This window comes from Kaistia soli DSM 19436 (assembly GCF_900129325.1).
Classification (GTDB): Bacteria; Pseudomonadota; Alphaproteobacteria; order Rhizobiales; family Kaistiaceae; genus Kaistia; species Kaistia soli.
In genome coordinates, this window is the sequence record NZ_FQUP01000001.1 from 238,845 (window position 1) to 257,125 (window position 18,281).

Annotated in this window: 16 protein-coding genes; 6 read left to right on the forward strand and 10 right to left on the reverse strand. The window is 63.4% G+C overall.

The window, feature by feature from the left end:
* Positions 1 to 15: 15 nt before the first annotated feature.
* Positions 16 to 405 (forward strand): YciI family protein, encoded by a 390-nt coding sequence (locus BUB39_RS01165; protein ID WP_073051212.1) that lies wholly within the window; start codon positions 16 to 18, stop codon positions 403 to 405.
* Between the two features lie 86 nt (positions 406 to 491).
* Here BUB39_RS01165 and BUB39_RS01170 read toward each other — a convergent pair whose 3' ends face one another.
* A complete protein-coding gene (locus BUB39_RS01170; RefSeq protein ID WP_073051214.1) occupies positions 492 to 1,391 on the reverse strand; it encodes a LysR substrate-binding domain-containing protein in 900 nt (299 codons plus the stop codon).
* A gap of 92 nt (positions 1,392 to 1,483) precedes the next feature.
* Here BUB39_RS01170 and BUB39_RS01175 point away from each other — a divergent pair, with 92 nt between their 5' ends.
* Entirely contained in the window at positions 1,484 to 1,666 is a 183-nt protein-coding gene (locus BUB39_RS01175; RefSeq protein WP_073051216.1) for a hypothetical protein, read from the forward strand.
* Between the two features lie 28 nt (positions 1,667 to 1,694).
* A complete protein-coding gene (locus tag BUB39_RS25360) occupies positions 1,695 to 1,868 on the forward strand; it encodes a hypothetical protein (RefSeq protein WP_175561677.1) in 174 nt (57 codons plus the stop codon).
* 80 nt (positions 1,869 to 1,948) lie between these two features.
* Here the strand turns inward: BUB39_RS25360 and BUB39_RS01180 are convergent, their stop codons facing one another.
* The 6 genes from BUB39_RS01180 to BUB39_RS01205 form a co-directional block, all read right to left on the reverse strand.
* Entirely contained in the window at positions 1,949 to 3,958 is a 2,010-nt protein-coding gene (locus BUB39_RS01180; protein WP_073051219.1) for an aldo/keto reductase, read from the reverse strand.
* A gap of 40 nt (positions 3,959 to 3,998) precedes the next feature.
* Positions 3,999 to 5,078, reverse strand: a complete 1,080-nt coding sequence (locus BUB39_RS01185) for an ABC transporter ATP-binding protein (RefSeq protein WP_073051220.1) — start codon at positions 5,076 to 5,078, stop codon at positions 3,999 to 4,001.
* A gap of 10 nt (positions 5,079 to 5,088) precedes the next feature.
* Positions 5,089 to 5,901 carry a carbohydrate ABC transporter permease gene (locus BUB39_RS01190; RefSeq protein ID WP_073051222.1) on the reverse strand — a complete coding sequence of 271 codons (813 nt, stop codon included), beginning with the start codon at positions 5,899 to 5,901 and terminating at the stop codon, positions 5,089 to 5,091.
* On the reverse strand, positions 5,898 to 6,788 hold the full coding sequence (locus BUB39_RS01195; protein WP_073051224.1) for a carbohydrate ABC transporter permease: 891 nt from the start codon (positions 6,786 to 6,788) through the stop codon (positions 5,898 to 5,900). The genes BUB39_RS01190 and BUB39_RS01195 overlap by 4 nt, the downstream gene beginning before the upstream one ends.
* 115 nt (positions 6,789 to 6,903) lie before the next feature.
* Positions 6,904 to 8,205 carry an ABC transporter substrate-binding protein gene (locus BUB39_RS01200; RefSeq protein ID WP_073051226.1) on the reverse strand — a complete coding sequence of 434 codons (1,302 nt, stop codon included), beginning with the start codon at positions 8,203 to 8,205 and terminating at the stop codon, positions 6,904 to 6,906.
* Positions 8,206 to 8,596: 391 nt separating this feature from the next.
* Positions 8,597 to 9,175 (reverse strand): nitroreductase family protein, encoded by a 579-nt coding sequence (locus tag BUB39_RS01205; RefSeq protein WP_073051228.1) that lies wholly within the window; start codon positions 9,173 to 9,175, stop codon positions 8,597 to 8,599.
* A gap of 218 nt (positions 9,176 to 9,393) precedes the next feature.
* On the opposite strand from BUB39_RS01205, the gene BUB39_RS01210 reads away from it, so the two are divergent.
* Entirely contained in the window at positions 9,394 to 10,038 is a 645-nt protein-coding gene (locus BUB39_RS01210) for an SGNH/GDSL hydrolase family protein (protein ID WP_073051235.1), read from the forward strand.
* An 11-nt stretch (positions 10,039 to 10,049) separates the two neighbouring features.
* Here the strand turns inward: BUB39_RS01210 and BUB39_RS01215 are convergent, their stop codons facing one another.
* The 3 genes from BUB39_RS01215 to BUB39_RS01225 all read right to left on the reverse strand — a co-directional run bounded on the left by BUB39_RS01215 (position 10,050) and on the right by BUB39_RS01225 (position 15,816).
* Complete coding sequence (locus BUB39_RS01215) at positions 10,050 to 12,188, reverse strand: putative bifunctional diguanylate cyclase/phosphodiesterase (RefSeq protein ID WP_175561679.1); 2,139 nt, start codon at positions 12,186 to 12,188, stop codon at positions 10,050 to 10,052.
* A gap of 130 nt (positions 12,189 to 12,318) precedes the next feature.
* Complete coding sequence (locus BUB39_RS01220) at positions 12,319 to 13,548, reverse strand: winged helix-turn-helix domain-containing protein (protein ID WP_073051236.1); 1,230 nt, start codon at positions 13,546 to 13,548, stop codon at positions 12,319 to 12,321.
* Positions 13,549 to 13,620: 72 nt separating this feature from the next.
* On the reverse strand, positions 13,621 to 15,816 hold the full coding sequence (locus tag BUB39_RS01225; protein WP_073051237.1) for a bifunctional diguanylate cyclase/phosphodiesterase: 2,196 nt from the start codon (positions 15,814 to 15,816) through the stop codon (positions 13,621 to 13,623).
* A 454-nt stretch (positions 15,817 to 16,270) separates the two neighbouring features.
* Between BUB39_RS01225 and BUB39_RS01230 the strand changes: the two genes are divergently transcribed.
* Positions 16,271 to 17,062, forward strand: coding sequence for a hypothetical protein (locus BUB39_RS01230; RefSeq protein WP_139251301.1), 792 nt, complete (start codon positions 16,271 to 16,273; stop codon positions 17,060 to 17,062).
* A 52-nt stretch (positions 17,063 to 17,114) separates the two neighbouring features.
* On the forward strand, positions 17,115 to 18,278 hold the full coding sequence (locus BUB39_RS01235) for an MFS transporter (RefSeq protein ID WP_175561681.1): 1,164 nt from the start codon (positions 17,115 to 17,117) through the stop codon (positions 18,276 to 18,278).
* Positions 18,279 to 18,281 lie beyond the last annotated feature (3 nt).

Genomic DNA, 18,281 nt, shown 5'->3' on the forward strand with positions numbered 1-18,281 from the left:
CAAGGGAGAACGATGATGCGTGTGATGGTTCTGGTGAAGGCAACGACCGATTCGGAAGCCGGACTGCTGCCGACGACCGAATTGTTCGACGCAATGGGGCGGTTCAACGATGAGCTCGCCGCCGCGGGCATCCTGCTGGCCGCCGATGGCCTCAAGCCCTCCTCCAACGGCAAGCGCGTCGCCTTTGACGGCGCGAGCCGGATGGTCATCGACGGACCCTTCGCGGAAACGAAGGAGGTTGTGGCTGGCTTCTGGCTTTGGCAGGTCAAGGACATGGACGAGGCCGTGGCATGGGTGAAGCGCTGCCCGAACCCGATGCCCGGCCCGAGCGAGATTGAAATCCGGCCGCTTTTTGAAATGTCCGATTTCGCCGATGTGGTGACGCCTGATCGCGGCGCTGCGTGAGAAGAATCGCCGCAAGGGCGCGGACAGCGGGGGACACACGACGGGATCCGGACGGTCAGCACCACCGGATGCCGTGTGCCGCGTGATCAGAAGGCCGATGGCCGGCCTTGCGTCAGGGCGATCTCGCGTTTCAGCCAATCGCGGAAGAGGCGCACCTTGCGGCTGCGCGATGACGCCTCGGTGGTGACGAACCAATAGGCGAACCGGCTCTCGACCTCGGCGTCGAACGGCCGCACCAAGCGGCCGAGCGCCAGTGCATCGGCGACGACCATGTCCCATGCGAGCATCACGCCCTGCCCGGCCATGGCCGCCTCGAGCCCGAGGATGGGGTCGGAAAAGCGGGGGCCGGCAAGGTCCGGCATTGGCTGGCCGGCCGCAGCGAACCACTCCCGCCAGTCGACCATCGTGCCCTCGTCGTGGATGACCGGCACATGGGCGAGATCGGCCGGTGTCTTCAGCTTCGCCAACCATTCTGGCGTCGCCACGGGGAAGAATGGCTGAGGCAGCAGGCATTCCGATTGAAGATCGGGCCAATTGCCTCGGCCGAGGCGGATCGCGCAGTCGATATCGCTGTGATTGAGATCGACCAGTGCAACGGTCGCCGAGAAGCGGATCTCGATCTCCGGGTTTTCGCGCGAGAACCGGCCAAGCCGCTGCACCAGCCAGCGCGCCGCGAAGGCTGGCGCGGCGGACAGCGTCAGCGTGCCGCTGTGGCTCTGCTCAATGGCCGCGACGCCGTCTGCAAGCGCCTGGAAGCCGCGATGCAAATGTGGCAGCGCGACGTCGAGCGCCGGCGTTGGCCGCAATCCAGTGCGATCCCTCTCGAAAAGGACATATCCGAGCCGCTCTTCGGCCCTGCGGATATGTTGACTAACGGCTCCTGGCGTTACGCCGAGTTCGTCCGCCGCCGTCGACAGCGTGCCGCCGCGGCCGACAATTTCTATCGCCCGAAGAGCATTGAGCGGCACCTTGAAAGGGTTTGCCATAGAGATTTTCTACAGTGTGACGGAGATCATGTCGATGGGATCGCCGTAGGGCTATCTCCATATTCGGTGGTGTCAGCCACAGGAGACCAACCATGATCCTCTCCAGCCTCTATCGCACCATCACCGACTGGGCCTCTCGTCCCGTGCTTACGCATGACAACGAGAATGCCCTCTGGCGCATGAGCGCCCATGACCTGTCCGATCTGCCGATCGGGCCCGAACCCGAAGACGAAGGCGCCGCCTTTGAGGCGGACCGACGAGACCGCTGCGCCTGACGCAGCGGTACCCAAAGAGGAGAAAACCATGTCGCTTCATATCGCCGACCAGACCGCCCGCCGCGAGGATGCGGGGGAGCATCGGCTGCTGGACCACTACAAGTCGCTGGGGCCGCATCTGCGCGCAGCAGTTCTGCATGCCCGCCAGCCGGAACGGCGCGAACGTCCCGAGCCATGCGGCGGCGATTCAGACATGGACTGATGCGCCGGCGCCAAAGGCGCCGGGCACTCTTGTAAAGCCACGGCCGGACATGCCGGCCATGGCTTTGTCTTGACCGAGCCTCAGCCCTTATCGAGCCAGGCGACCTGCTCCGCCGTCAGGCGGATATCGAGCGCCGAGAGGCTGTCTTCAAGCTCGGCAAGCGTGCGCGGGCCGATCAGCGGGACGACCGGGAACGGCTGGGCGAGCACATAGGCGAGCGCGATATGGATCGGGTTGCGGCCGAGCTTGCCGGCCAGTTCGATTGCCCGGTCACGGCGCTCGAAGTTCTTCTCCGAGTACCAGCAGCGCACGATCTCCTCGTCGTCCATCTTGCCACGGCCGGCGCGCTCGGTGAAAAAGCCGCGACCCTGGCTCGACCAGGCGAAGTTCGGGATCTGATGGGCGTTCAGCCAAGATTTCCACGCGTCGTCCGAGGCATGGACGCAGCCGGCCCAGATCGGATCGACCATCTCGGCGAGCGAGAAGTTGTTGGAGAGCGCGCCGGGCTTGGTCTTGCCGTTCTTCTCGGCATAGGCGATCGCCGCGTCGAGACGCTCGCGCGTCCAGTTGGAGCCGCCGAAAGGCCCCCGAATGCGGCCGGCCTTGACCTCGGCATCCATCGCGTCGACGAACTCGCCAACCGGGACGTCCGGATTGTCGCGATGCATGAAATAGACGTCGACGTGATCGGTCTTGAGCCGATCGAGGGTCTGCGTCAGCTGCTTGGCGATGATATCGGGATAGACGAGCGGCGAGTGCGCACCCTTGCCGATCACGACGAAATCGTCCCGCGCAATGCCCCGTGAGCTCTGCCACTCGCCGAACAGCGCTTCGGTCTTGCCACCGCCATAGATATAGGCCGTGTCGAACAAGTTTCCGCCAGCCTCATAGAACGCGTCGAGCAGGATCGAGGCGCCCGAGAAGTTCGGGAAGAACTCGAAACCGAGCGCGACGAGCGAGGTGTCGCGGCTGACGCCCGGCAGGGAGCGCTTCGGAATACCGGCGCCCTTGCGCGCCAACACGCGGCCCGACGCCGTGCGCGGCCGGTTGGCCGGGCGCTCGATATCATATTCGAGACCGATATCAGCGCGCCACTTGTCGAGAACCGCGAGATTGCCGAGCGTGTCGGCCCAGGTCATGCCTGGCGGTGACAGTTCCAGCTTGCCGGCGCGGATGGCTGCGCCCGCCGCATCGACCTCGAAGGAATAGAGCCAGCCCTCTTCCGGCACGGTGACCGTTTCGACCGAGCCATCCGGGCGATAGATCGTGATCACGCCCGAGCCGCCCTCGCGGCCACCGGCAAACCAGAAGTCCTTGACCTCGATCCGGCCTGTGGTGCCGAGAATGCGCAGCACATTATCCTGCGCCAGCGACACCGAGCAGGAAACCTCCGCGAGGATCTCGTTCGGGAACTTCAGCAGCGCCGAGGCCCATTCGTCGACACCGGACTTGCCGAGATGGCCGACGCCAACCACTTTCTCGGGCTCCAGGAACGGCTTGCCCGCCGCTGCACCCGCGATGAGCCGCGCCATCGAAACCGGATAGCAACCGACATCGAGGATGCCGCCGCCGGCGAGTTCGTTGGCGTAGAGGCGGTGCGAGGCGTCGAAGCGCGGCATGGCGAAGCCGAAGCTCGACTTGATCGCGCGGACCTCGCCGATGGTGCCGGCCTTGACCAGATCGACCAGCTTGGCCGTCTGCGGATGGACGCGGTACATGAAGGCTTCGGCCGCGAAGGTGCCGGCCTTCTTGGCGGCGTGGAACACCGCCCCCGCCTCGAACGCCGTCAGCGCGAGCGGCTTTTCGACCAGCACATGCTTGCCGGCTTCTGCGGCCTTGATCGCCCATTCGGCGTGGCCGGGATGCGGTGTCGCGATATAGATCGCCTCGACCTCGGGATCTGCGAGCAGCGCATCATAGCCGTCGAGAATACGCGCGCCGGGGAAACCGTCGCTGAGGCCGGGACGCGCGGGGTCGCGCGTCGCAATCGCAACCAGCTTGCCGGTCTTCGAATGAGCGACGCCGCCCGCAAAGGTCTTGGCGATGCTGCCGGGGCCGAGAATGCCCCAGCGCACAGGTTCGGAAGTCACTTGGTGGTACTCCTCAGTCGATAGGATCAAAGGCTTGAAATCAGCGCAGCCGCTTGCCGGCGCTGTCGAAGAGCAAGGCAGCCTCAGGGGGGATGGAGACTGCTATGGCATCGGTGTCGCCCATATGGCGTTCTTCGCGCTGGATGATCAGCCGCTCGCCACCGCCATGGGCATAGACATAGGTGGTCGAGCCGAGATGCTCGGCGACATCGACGGCGAGAGCTATATCGGTGCCCTGCCCCGCCACACCGAAATGTTCAGGGCGGATGCCGATCGTCACCATCTCGCCCTTTTGCAGCAACTGGCCGCCGAGCGGTTTGGTGAGGCGGACGCCGCCATGATTGACCAGCGCGATCGTCGCGGCGCCAGCGCCTGTGTCGACGACCTCGCCGGACAGGAAGTTCATCTTCGGCGAGCCGATGAAGCCGGCGACGAACAGGTTGTCCGGGTCGTCGTAAAGCTGCAGCGGCGTGCCAACCTGCGAGACCTCGCCCTCGCGCAGCACGACGATCTTGTCGGCCAGCGTCATCGCTTCGACCTGGTCGTGCGTGACGTAGATAATCGTCGCCTGCAATTCGCGATGCAGGCGCGCCAGTTCGATGCGCATATGAACGCGGAGCTCGGCATCGAGGTTGGAAAGCGGCTCGTCGAACAGGAACACGTCGGGATGGCGCACGATGGCCCGGCCGATGGCGACGCGCTGCCGCTGGCCGCCCGAAAGCTGCGCCGGCAGGCGATCGAGCAGCGGCCCGAGTTCCAGGATGCGTGCGGCCTCGTTGACCTGGCGGGCGATCTCGTCCTTGGGCTTGCCGGCGAAACGGAGCGCAAAGCCCATATTGTCGCGCACGCTCATATGCGGATAGAGCGCATAGGACTGGAAGACCATCGCGATGCCGCGCTTCGACGGGTCGACATCGTTCATGCGTTTGCCGCCGATCTCGAGATCGCCAGCGGTGATCGATTCAAGGCCTGCGATCATGCGCAGCAAGGTCGACTTACCGCAGCCGGACGGCCCGACGAACACGACGAACTCGCGTGAATCGACAGTGAGATCGACTCCCTTGATGACGGGAAGCTGCCCATAGGACTTGCGGATGCCCTTGAGGCTGAGGCTGGTCATGATGCGTTCCTCATTTGACCGCTCCCAGCATCCCCTGCACGAATTGCCGCTGCAGAACGAAGAAGATGACGAGCGTCGGAGCCGTGGCGAGCACGGTGGCGAGCAGGATGACGCCGTAGTCCGGCGTATAGGCTGCGGTGAGTGTCGAGATCACGAGCGTGATCGTCTTGTTTTCCGGCGTCTGCAGCACGATCAGCGGCCAGAGGTAATTGTTCCAGGCGTTCATGAAAACGATGATCGTCGCCGCTGCATAGGTCGACCGCATGGTCGGCAGATAGACGAAGAGGAAGATCTGCCATTCCTTCAGACCGTCGACGCGGGCCGCATCGCGCAATTCGCGCGGGAACGCCTTCGTGGCCTGGCGGAAATAGAAGACGATGAAGATCGACGCGATCCCCGGCAGGACAACGGCCGTGAAGGTGTTGTTCAGCTGGGCGCGCGAGATCATGACGAACAGCGGCACCATCAGAGCGGCAAACGGGATCGACAGCAGCAGGAGCAGCAGCTGGAATATCCGCTCCCGGATGCGCGAGCGGAACATTTCGAAGCCGTAGCCGGCGAACGACGAGACGGCGAGCGTCAGAAATGTCGAGATGACGGCAATCAAAAACGAATTGCCGAAGACCCGCGGCAGGTCGACCTGGGTCATAAGATGCTGGAAATTGACCAGCAGATTCTCGCCCACCCCCAGCTTGCCGCGCACAATGTCGGGCGACTGGTTGGTCGAGCCGACCGCCATCCAGTAGAACGGAAAGACTGACAGGAACGCGGCGACCGAGAGAAACGCGTAGACGGCGCCGCGGCGCAGGAGCGCGACGCTCATGTCGCCCTCCTGCGATCACGGGCGATCATGAACTGGACGAAGCTCAGGACCGCGACGATCAGAACGATGACCCAGGAGACGGTGGCCGAATAGCCGAAGCTGGGCATCATGCGGAAGGTCAGATTGTAGATGTACATCGAGAGCGTCAGCGTGGCGTTGCCTGGGCCGCCCTGCGTGATGTTGTTGACCTCGTCGAAGAGCTGCAGCGTTCCGATGGTCGACAGGATCGTGGTGAAGAGGATCACCGGCTTCAGCATCGGGATTGTGATGCGCGTGAAGCGGGCCCATGCCGGGACGCCATCGATCCTCGCGACCTCGTAGATCGACTTGTCCACATTCTGCAATGCGGCCAGATAGAAGATCATGTTGTAGCCGGTCCAGCGCCAGGTGATGGCGGTGATGATGACGACCCGCGCCCAGAAGGGATCGGATAGCCACGGGATCGGCGTGCCAATCACATGCAGCGTCAAAAGGGCCTGGTTGATGATGCCGTCGGCGGAGAACATCGACTTGAACAGGCTCGAATAGGCGATGAGCGACGTGACGCAGGGCAGGAACAGCGCGGTCCTGAACAGTCCCCGGAACTTCAGCGTCGGATCGTTGAGGGCGACTGCGAAAAGCAGCGCCAGAACGATCATGATCGGCACCTGGATGAAGAAGAAGATGCAGGTGTTGGTCAGCGCCTTGATCAGCAGCGCGTCATTGGCGAGCCGCTGGATATTGGCCAGGCCGCCAAAGGAGAAATTGGCGCCGCGACCAACTTGGAAGCTCATCCAGAGCGACCAGATGATCGGGTAGATCATGAAGATGCCGAGCAGGACCAGCGCAGGCATGACGAATGCCCAGCCATTGATTTGCTCGCTACGGTCTAAACGCGTCTGCGCCATGCGCCCTTCCGATCATGAATGCCGCACCTCACGATGCGGCTTGGGCGCCGCACCAGGAAGAGACTGCTGGATCGGGGCGGGCCTGAGGCCCGCCCACATGGGAAAGGAGACGCGATTACTGCATCTGCTGGCGCAGCTGCGCGTCGATCGCCTTCAGCGCTTCGTCGATATTGCCGCCATTGGCAATGTTCGGGATCTGCGCGCGGACGGCCATGCGGGCCTCCGGCGTGAAGGTGCCGTAGTCGACGGTCGGCACCTTGGCCAGCCAGTCGGAGAAGTTCTGCCAGACCGGCTCGCCGTTGAAGAACGGATCGCTGGCCTTGTAGGCAGCGCCTTCACGAGCGGCGAGGAGCGAGCCCACGGCGCCCTGGTTGATCAGGATACCCTGATAGAAGTCGACATCGCCGCCCCAAACGGTCTTGAGGAAATCGACGGCCTCATCCTGATGCTTGGACGAGGCAAGCACATACCAGCTCGAGCCACCATTGCTGGAGAAGTGGGTCGCCCCTTCAACACCCTCAAGGATCGGCATCGGCGCCACGCGCCACTTGCCCGACTGCTCCGGGACCGACTTGATTGTGCCGGTGATCCACACGCCCTGCGGCACAGCGGCAACCTGGCCTGAAGTGAACGAGCCGGTGTAATCAGTCCAGCCCGAGACGGACTTGATGATGCCGGCCTTCGCCATGGTCTGGAAGGTCTCGAGCGCCGTCTTGAGCGCGGGATTGTCGAGAATGTTCGGCTCTTTGCCGTTCTTCAGATACCACTGGCCAGTCGACTGCATCATCAGGACGATGAGGTCGTCGCCGTTATAGTCCATGCTGATCAGCGGGTGGCCGGTCTTGGCGAGAACGTCCTTGCCGATCTCGATCAGCTTGGCCCAGGAGATGTTCTGCAGATCCTCGGGCTTGTAGCCAGCCTGTTCCAGATAGTCGGTGCGGTAGAAGAGGCCCGCGACACCGGAATCGAAAGGCAGCGAGTAGGACTTGCCGTCAAAGGTCGCCGCGGCGACCTTGTAGTCGGCGAACTTCTTCATGTCGATGGAATCGGACAGCGGCACGAAGGAGCCGGGGAACGACTGCAAGAAGCGCTGGATGTTGTCGTCCTGAATCAGGACGATGTCCGGCAGGCCATCGGTGACGCCCGCGAGGAACTGCGTCTGAAGCTTCTGGTTGATTTCATCCTGGGTGATGTTGGCAACGTTGAAGGTCGTATCGGGATGCGCCTTCGTGTAGCGCTCGCTCGCGTCCTTCATGGCCGGAATGTTGAAATTCGGGTCCCAGCACCAGACCGTCAGCTCTGACGCCGAGGCGGCGCCGACGAAGGCAGCGCTTGCAAGCATCGCTGCGCCGGCCAAAGCAGCCGCGAAGCGGCCACCCGCCCGCGCTCCAAATCCCAGTCGATTCATCTTTCTCATCAGGTCCTCCCGCTATGTCCGGATCCCACCCGATGCGTCGGTCGGAATGGCCATCGCCATCTCCTCCCGCACGACACGCCGAGCGCGTTCATCCGCCTCAATTCCGGGATCATTAGGAGTGTCGGGGCGCTTATTGTCAAGCCGCTGCGCCATCTTGTGGACCGCGTTTCTCAAGGACGCGTAATAAAGCAGGAATGATCAACATATTGTATAACATGGTGTATTTGCCACAATATCTTGACATGCTGCGCTGCACGCTGGTTGGCTTGGCCCGCCATCGACATTACTATTCCGGAATTGCAACAAATGATCCCGGAACGTTTGTACTGACCCGAGCGAACGCACCGGGCCAACGGGCTGGACCCTGCCAGCGATATCGCCGTCCCGAACGCTATAGCGGCCAGCGACCATGGAACGCGAAGTCTGCCACAGCCCGCCGCTGACGCGGCTCCATCTCTCGTGCCGCGCCCTCGCCGAGCAGCGCCGGATCCCCCGGATAGCCGATCGCGATGCCGGCCACTGGCTCGAAATCGCCCGTGATCCCGGCCGCCGCAATGACCTTGTCGCTGTCGAAGCCGCCGAAGGGATGCACGGCGAAGCCGTTCGCCGTGGCCTGCAGCAACAGATAGCCGAGCGCCATGCCCGTATCGTGCCGATTGTGCCAGAGGGCGCGGCCGCTGTCGGAGTGAAGCCGCGCAACCGAATAGGCGAGTACCGAGGCGCGTTTCACCCAGGCCTGGTTGCCGGGCACGGCGGCGTCAAGAAGCGCCCCGAAGGCCGGCTCGCCACGAAGCGCATAGACGAAGCGCCAGGGCTGCGAATTGCTCGATGATGGCGCCCATCGCGCCGCCTCGAAAAGGGGAGCAAGGTCGGCCTCGCTCATCGTCCGTTCAGGATCGAAGGCGCGAGGACTCCAGCGCTCAGCGATGACGTCAAGGATGGGCACGGCGGCATCGGCGGGCTTCCGCATCGGGGCATTCCTGTTCGAGGGACCGGCCGGCGCCGGCTTTCAGGAGCTTAAGACGGCCAGCGGTTCCTTGTCACCGCGACGGCGCTGTGCCGCGACGCTTTGGAAAGCAACTTCACGGCCTTTACGGAAGATAGCAGCGGGCGACTTGTCCGCTCTTCATCGCTCTGGCACGTTCGCCGCAGCCATCTGAGAACGGTAATATCCGGGGAGGAAAAACCATGAAGACGGTGCTCGCCTTTGGCGACTCCAACACCTTTGGCGAGGCGACGATTGCGCGGCCGAACAGCCGCTATTCCTTCGAGGAGCGTTGGCCCGGCGTTATGCAGGCCGCCCTTGGCGGCGCTTGGCGGGTCATCGAGGAAGGGCTGCCGGGGCGGACCACCGTCCATGACGACCCGATCGAGGGCGCGCATATGAATGGCAAGGCCTATCTGCTGCCCTGCCTCAGGAGCCATCGACCGCTCGATGTCGTCGCGATCATGCTCGGCAGCAACGACCTGAAGGCGCGTTTCGCCCTCCCCGCGGCGGATATCGCCGCCGGCGCCGCCGAACTCATCAAGGTCGCGAAGCTCGCGGAAGCCGGGCCGAATGGCAGCGTGCCCAAGATTCTTCTGATCGCTCCTCCGCCCATGCTCAACCATTGCGGCGAGGCGGTCCATATCGAGCGAATGTTTGTCGGCGGCTATGAAAAGTCGCTGCAGCTCGGCGCGCTTTACGCGGAGGTCGCCGCGACACACGGCGTCGCCTTCCTCGACGCCGGTACGGTGATCCGGTCAAGCGCCTTCGACGGGCTGCATTTCGATCCCGACGCGCATGACGCGCTCGGCAAGGCGGCGGCCTCGGTCGTATCAAGCCTCGGCTGAGGTTTTGTGGCTCAGCCCGTCCAGGGCAATGCGACGGCGGTCGGAACCGTGGAGAGCAGAAAGCTCCCGACGGCTTCCGCCGTCATCGGCCGGGCGAAGGCATAACCCTGAAGATAGTCGCAGCCAGCCTGCCGCAGCAGTACCGCTTCACCCTCCGTTTCGACACCCTCCGCTGTCACGCGGAGATCAAGCGCACGCGCCAGCGCGATCGTCGCCTCGCAGAGCTCGCGCGCCGCCTCGTCCGAGGTAATGCCCACCACGAGCGACCGGTCGAGCTTCAGCTTGTCGAAAGCGAACCGGCGCAGGTAGCCGATGGACGAATAGCCGGTTCCGAAATCGTCCAGCGCGATGGTGACACCACGCGCGCGCAAATTGGCGATGATTGCCTGGGCGCGCTCGGGATTGGCGACGAGATGGGTCTCCGTCATCTCGATCTCGAGGCGCTCGGTCGGAAAGCCGATCTCGCCGAGCATGTTGGCGAGCACGACGTCGAACTTCGGATTGCGGAACTGAACGGCCGAGACATTGACGGACAGCCTGACGCCCGGCCATTCCAGGGCGTCGCGGCAGGCGCGCCCGATCACGAAGGCGCCGATCTGATCTATGAGGCCGCTTTCTTCCGCAATCGGCACGAAAATGTCCGGCGGCACGAGACCTACCTCCGGGTGGAGCCAGCGCACCAGCGCCTCGACGCCGGTCGGGCGCATCGAGCCCGCCTCGAAGATCGGCTGATAGACGACCGCAAGCTGATCAGCCTTGATCGCCTCGCGCAGCTTGTCGGCGAGCGTCGTGCGCTCTGACCGGGCGGCGTCGATGGAGGGATCGTAGAAGGCGACGCGGTTGCGGCCGAATTCCTTGGCCAGATACATCGCGACATCCGAGCGGCGCAGCAGTTCCTCCGCCGACAGAGCTTCCTGCGCCATCACCGCGACGCCGATGCTGGTGCCGATCGAGATCATTCGGCCATTGATCGCCGCCGGATGGTCGAAGAAGCGTATGAGTTGCTCGCAGAGGATCTCGGCCCGCTGGACCGTCTCTGGTCGATCGAGTAACAGCGCGAATTCATCCCCGCCAACACGGGCAAGCGTCCCTGCCCCCTGGCAAATTGCCCCGAACCCCGACGCAACATATTTCAAAAGGAAGTCGCCCGACTCGTGGCCATAGGCGTCGTTGACCTCTTTGAAGCCGTCGAGATCCATGTAGATCAGCGCAACGGGCGTGCACTCAGGTCTGTAGTGCGACGTGGCTTTCTCAAGCGACCGGCCGAAGGCCGCGCGATTGGGCAGGCCCGTGAGTTCATCGTGATTGGCGGCAAACACGGCCTGCCGCTCTCGCTTGCTGAGCTCCACCAGATTGGCGTAGCCGATTGCCATCAGGAACAGCGTGGTCAGGCAAACAAGGCCCGCAGCCAGAAAGGCCGTCGGCAATACGCGATGAAACGCTTCATTGCCTTGCGCCGAGGGCGCCCAGGTCAGAAGCGCAATCTGCGTTCCGGAGGGATCATTGATCCGCACGCCGGGCTTGTCTGGACCGGACGACGCGGCAAATGCCAGCCCGTCCAGCACGAATTCCTCGCTCATCCGCTGCAGCGCAGCTCCATTGAGCGCGCGTCCGATCAACAGGAGCCGGGCCTGACCAAGCGGTTTTTCGACCGCATCGCTCGACGGCGTCACGGAACCTATAGCGACCGCATAAAGAGCGCCTTCCCGGTCACGCAGGAACCCGGTCTGGGAATCAAAGGACTTCGACTGTGCGCGAACTTTGGTCACGAGCAAGTCGAGCACGGCGCCGAATTCGTCCCTCGCAGAACGCATTGCGGCGCTGCCATTCTGATAGCCGAAGATCGACTGGTCGTCCTCGCCGAGGAGATAAACGGTGTCGAAGAGAATGGCCTGGCGTGTCGAATCGATCAGATTGCTCTGCACGAAGTCGGGGTCGACCTTGCCGTAGAGCTTGCGAACCGCATCGTCCCACACGGCATAGTCGCCGTTGGTTTCGCGCAGACGTGTCAGCAACGAACTCAGTGCTGCATTGACCGAGCGCTCGACGTTGCGCGATTCGCTGCGATCGACCTGCTCGGCCATATCGTTGAGAATAAGATGCCCGGCGAAAATGGCTGCCGCGATGATCAACAGCGCCGGAAGCGCCACTTGAACTGCGAACTTCGCCGTAGGGCGTCGGAAAATTCTCATCACGTCCAAGCCAGCCACGATCAAGCCATTAAAAAGCATCCGAGCTTTAAGGACAGATGAAATGTTCGGGCAAAACTACGCGCGCGTTTCAGAGCAGTGCGGACAGTGCGAGAGCCGTCTTGTCCTCGCCGGTGATCGCGATCTCGCCGAGTTCCAGCCAGCCCGCGAGGTGAACAAGCTCTGCGGCAAGCGTTGCGACAACAGGTTCGGGCCGCTTGACCTTCGGTTCGAGAAAAACGCCGGGTACGCGCAGGACGCCGGCGGCGCGATCGGCCTTCAGATCGACGCGGCCGACAAGCGCGCCGCGATAGAGCAGCGGCATCACGAAATAGCCGAACACGCGCTTCGGCCCCGGCGTGTAGAACTCGAGCCGGTAGTGAAAATCGAAAATGCGCTCTGTGCGCGGCCGATGCCAGACCAAAGGGTCGAACGGCGACAGCAGCGCCGATGCGCCGATCTTTCCGGGCGCCTGCGCATCCGCGGCGAAAAAAGCCGGCTGGCGCCAGCCTTCGACCGCGGCGGGCAACAAAACGCCGTCTTCGACAAGCGCCGCGATGGCTTGGCGCGTTTCGGCCACCGGGAGGCGAAAATAGTCGCGGAGATCGGCTTCGGTCGCGACGCCTAGCGCTGAGGCCGAGCGGGCGACGAGAAGACGGATCGCCTCGGCCTCGCGTGGCTCCTCTGCGGAAAGAATTTCGGCGGGAAGCACACGCTCCGGCAGGTCATAGACACGTTCAAAGCCGCGCCGGAAGGCGGTTGTGACCTCGCCGGTCCAGAACAGATATTCGAGCGCCGTCTTGCCTTTGTGCCAGCCCCACCATGGCCCGCTGCGCTCGCCGGGGTCATCAAGCTCGGACGCTGCCAGCGCGCCCCGCCGGACGATTTCCGCCCGAACTGCAGCGACATAGTCGGCATTCTCGCTGGCGAAGCGATGGACGCCGCCATAAATGCCGCTGCCTGCCGCCGCACGGCGCATCCGCCATTTCATCAGCGGATAGAGGTCGAGTGGCAGCAGCGAGGCCTCATGCGCCCAGAACTCGAAAAAAGCGCGGCGCTTGCCCTTCTCGAAGGCGCGGGCATCGAGCGCGGCACGCGGATAAGCGCCGATCCGACTGAAGACCGGCAGATAGTGGGAGCGCACCAGCACATTGACGGAATCGATCTGCAGCAGACCCATCCGCGCCACCGCCGCGTCGATCTGCGGCCAGCGCGAGGCTGCGGCCGTGCGGCGGCCGCCGAAACCCTGCGCTGACAGAAAGAGGTGACGCGCGTCGGCGGCCGAGAGGCTGACGCCGGCTGATCCAGGGAAAGCGGGCATGCCGGGGCCTCGTGCTGGTCGCCGCGAAGAGCGGCTAGCCGTCGATCGGGGCGCCCCGTTTCGCGGATGCGATCAGCTGGTGCGCTCCGCTGCATAACCCGAGTCGGAGGGGCCGGAAAACATCCGCCTTCCCTCACCGAGCCGCGCGAGCAACGCGGTGATGTCAGCAGCCGCCATCGGCTTTGCCAGATGGTAGCCTTGGACGAACTCACATTGCAGCAGCCTCAGCAGCTTGAGCTGCTCGGCTGTCTCGATCCCCTCCGCTACCACCGCGATGTCCATGGCGTCGCCGAGTGCGATCATCGACTGGATCAGCGCATTGGCCGTCGGATTGGTGCCGAGCTCGGAGATGAACGACTTGTCGATCTTGAGCCAGTCAAACGGGAACTGGCGAAGATAGCCGATCGACGAGAATCCAGTGCCAAAGTCATCGAGCGAAAGCCCAAAGCCCATGGATTTCAGCCGGGCCAGCTTACGCTTGGCGATGGTCGGATTTCGGACCAGCAACCCTTCGGTCAGTTCGAGCTTGAAGCGGTTTGGGACGACGCCGTTGCGACGGGCAATCGCTGCAAGGTCGTTGGCGAAGTTCGGGTCGCGAAGCTGCGCCGGTGAGACATTGACCGAGATCTTGAGCCCCGGCCAGTTGGCCATGTCCTCGCAGGCCTGCTGGAATACGAAGCGGCCGATATCGTGGATGAAGCCGGTTTCCTCGGCCACTGGGATGAAATCGGCCGGCGAAACCGGGCCGAATTCCTTGGAATTCCAGCGCACCAGCGCCTCCAGGGAGACGACTGCGAGATCGCTGGCACGGACGATCGGCTGATAGACGACGGAAAGCGACTTTTCGTCGATCGCCGTGCGCAGGGCAAAGCCGAGCCGCTTCTTGTGCAGCGCTCCGGTTTCGAGCCCGGAATGATAGGGAACAGCCTCGCGCTCGGCGGAGTTCTTGGCCTGGTACATCGCGAGATCGGCCCGGCGCAACAGTTCCGATGGCGTCATGTCATCGCTGTCGGCCACGGCATAGCCGACGGCAGCCGTCACCTGAAACTGGAATCCGCCAACCGTGAAGGACTGATCGAGCGCATGCACCATCGCCGATGCGACGCCGGCAACGGCCTGCGGCGCGGCGCGCCCGACAAGCGCAAGCGCGAACTCGTCGCCGCCGACACGCGCAAAACTTGCATCCGGCGGCATGATCATTGAGAGACGCTCGGCGAGCCGCCGCACCAGTTCATCGCCGCCCTGATGTCCAATCGAATCGTTCACAGCCTTGAAACCGTTGACGTCGAGATAGACGATCGCCGCCTCGCCGCGGCGGCAGGCCTCGGCAAATGCCGGACCCTCGCTCATCTCGCTGAACCCGAAGCGGTTGGTCAGGCCTGTCAGACTGTCGGTGCGAGCGGCGCTGACCGCCTGCTTCTCACTCTGCGCCTGCAGCAATGCGAGACGACGGGCGCGGAGTACCGTCCACATCGCAATGAGGCAGAAAACGAAAAGGCCGCCAGCGATCGGCGCGACGACATTCTTCAGGACCGCGAAGCCAGGCGTCGGCGGCGTCCATATAAATGCGCCGATTAGGTTGCCGTCAAAATCTCGGATGGGAGGGTAGTCGTTGTCGAGTTCATCCTGACTCGGCTTGAACTTGATCGTCAGGTCCTCGATCAGGAACTGCTTGCCAAGTTCGTGCAGCCGCTTCTCGTCGAGATAGATGCCCTGAACCAGGAAGGGCAGCGTGGCCGGGTCCACCTCCGTGGCACGCGAGACGGGTGCGATCCGGGCAACTGCGATGAGCAGGATGCTGTCGCCAACGCGGAAATAGGCGACCCGCGCGGCCTCGTTCTCGACCGGCATGCCGATTGCGAGCTTTGCAATCTTGGCGCGGATCTCGGGCGAAAAGATCTGGCGCGGCTCGCCATGATCGTTATCGATGGCCCAAGCGTACGGAATATCTCCCTCCGGTGAAATGATCACCAGAATGTCGGAGATCTGCGTGTCCTTGATGCCGGAACCGAAATTTGCATCGACCCAGGCCGTGTCGTGGGCCATGTAGGCGTTGTAGCCCGCCTCCCACCACGCATAGTCGTTGGCGAACGCCTTGACGTTGTCCTCCATGGCCACGATGCCACCGGTGACCATCGTGCCCGTGTTGAGCTGAGCCTGCTTGTTCTGCTCCTCGGCCATCCACGACACGGCTGCCGTGACCGTGACGATGGTGACGAAAATCGCCGCGACGAGATTCATCGTGATCCGGCCGGCAACGTGCGACATCGGCAACAGGCTCCGTTCTACGCCGCATAATCCGCCATGAAATTTGAAATAGGCTTAAGAACCGCGCGCCGTCGCGCCCATTTTCAGAGCCCCCTCCACCACTGCCAGCGTGGAGCTTCCTGAGGGCGGCTCCGTCGACGCAACACTGGAAAATTAGCACAAGAGCGCGAGGCGTTCTTGAACTCGATCGCGGGCTCAACTAAGGTTAATGAAGCGTTGATGTTCTTGCATAGGTTGTCGCCACGCAACTGATCAAGTCTTGTTGTTCTGCGTAAAGAGGCATGCAATGCGTCGGGGACAAGTGGATGAGGAGCCGGGTTCGGCTCCGTCCGGGATAGGCCGCTGCCCTATCTCGTCGACAGTGGGCGCTGTTTCAAAATCCGATTTCGAGCGATGGCGCGACAATGATGTCCGCTGCTCCGCGGGCAAGCGCGAATTCCAGCTCGGACGCTATATGGTCGAGCACGTTCGCAACGGCTATCAATTCCTGACGGCGCTGGAGTGCTTCCGGAGCGAAGTCGAGGCGCATCGGAAGACCGGGTTTCTGGCCATCGTCCCGAGTACCGAGACCGACTATGCCGATTCGCTGGGCGAGTTGCGCCGGCTCGGCGAAATCATGACCGATGCAGGGTTTGCCGACAGCCCCGGCGCCCTCATCAACGCGCAGACCATCGCCATTCCCTTCGAGATCGAATGTCCGGTCACGGGGCTGCCGGCTACCTACGAGTTTTTTCCGGTCGCCTTCTGCCGCCATGCGGCGACGATTGCCGATCCACTTTACGACCCTTCGCTGAGCGCCCCCTTCCTTGCGATCAACACGACTTCAGATGCGTTTGCGCTCGGCATGCTGGTCAAGGATCTGTCCAAGCGGCATTTCCACTGCGAGCCGCATCAGATCGAGAAGCGAGCCGATTTCGAGCGGCTTCTGCATCGCTGTGCGACCGCGTGGCAGAATATGTCCGAGAATACGATCTCCATGTACAACCGGATCTCGGCCATTCCGCAGCGCGCCGTCGCTCTCTCCGAAGATCACCGCTCCTGGACGGCTCCCCACAACGATCCGGTTTTCGCCGAGACGGCGAAGGAAACCCATAGCCACGAGATGCCGGTCGTCTACGCGGAGAGGCTCTGCCGAAAGTGGATAGCCGCCCGCTTCGAGGGTGCTGCGTTCGTGGCGGGGCGTGACGGGCAGTCCGGTGGTATGTACGTGCCCGTGCAGGATATCGTCTCGGAGCTCCATTTCTGAGCGGAACGCAGCCGTCCGGTTCCGGCCGCAACCTCCAGGGAGCTTGCCGATCGTGCGGTCATGGCGTGTCGCTGGCATATTGTGCCTGATTGGAACCGAGGCGCTGCTGTATGGCTATAGCTATCCCTTCTTCTCCCTGGCGCTGGAGAAGCGGGATTTGGCGAGTTGGCTGATCGGCCTCAACGCTTCGCTGGCCGGCGTCGGCATCCTCTTCGTCGGCCCGTTCCTGCCCGCGACGATCGAACGGCTCGGCATCGGCCGCCTGGTCGCCCTGCTCTTCGCGGTGCCCTTCCTGTCCTTCGGCGCCATCCTGCTTCTTCCGCATGTCGCCGTCTGGTTCGCGGCACGCTTCGTCATGGGCACATGCTTCTCGGCCCTTTGGACGACGACGGAAATCTGGCTGAACGGCGAACTCGATGATAGGCGGCGCGGCCGCATCATCGCCGCGTCAGGCACTCTCTACGCGATCTGCCAGTTCCTCGGGCCGCTGGCACTTGGTGCAACCGGCGTCACCGGATCATGGCCGCTCATCGCCGCCATGATCCCGCTCGCCGCCGGCGCCCTCCTCTCGGCCGTACTGTCGAATCGCGGTTCATCCGGGGTCGAAACCGAGCACGATGCCGCCCCGGAGGGCATCAGCCAGTGGCGCCTCGCTCTAAGTCTCGGCGGGCCGATCCTGCTCGTTGCCTTCATGTCCGGCATTGGCGAGACGGCCATGCAGAGCCTGCTGCCGCTCTATGGCCTGGCGCACGGACTGTCGGATGCGGCTGCCTCCCGCCTTGTGGCGACGTTCGCGCTTGGTGAGGCAGTGCTCGTCGTCGCGCTCGGCTGGCTCGCGGACAGGCATGGCAGGCGGATCGTCCTCGTCGGCGCGACGCTGATCGCGGCTGTCGCGACGGCGTTGCTCCCTTTCGTCATGGGCGAGGGAATCGCGCTGCAGCCGGTCCTGTTCATGGCCGGCGGCACCATCGCCGGCGTCTATACGCTCGGCATCGTGCTGATCGGACAGGATTTCCGCGGCCAGCGGCTGGCCATCGTCTCGACGGGGTTCGGCATGGCCTATTCGGCAGGATCCGTCATCGGCGCGACGCCTATCGGCTACCTCATCGACCTCTTCGGCGCGGAAGCACTGCCGGTGTCGGTCGCGGCCGGCTTTCTGGCGCTGATGGCCTTCCTGGCCAAGCCGTCGCGTCGGCCCAGCAACGAGGACGTCTGAGCG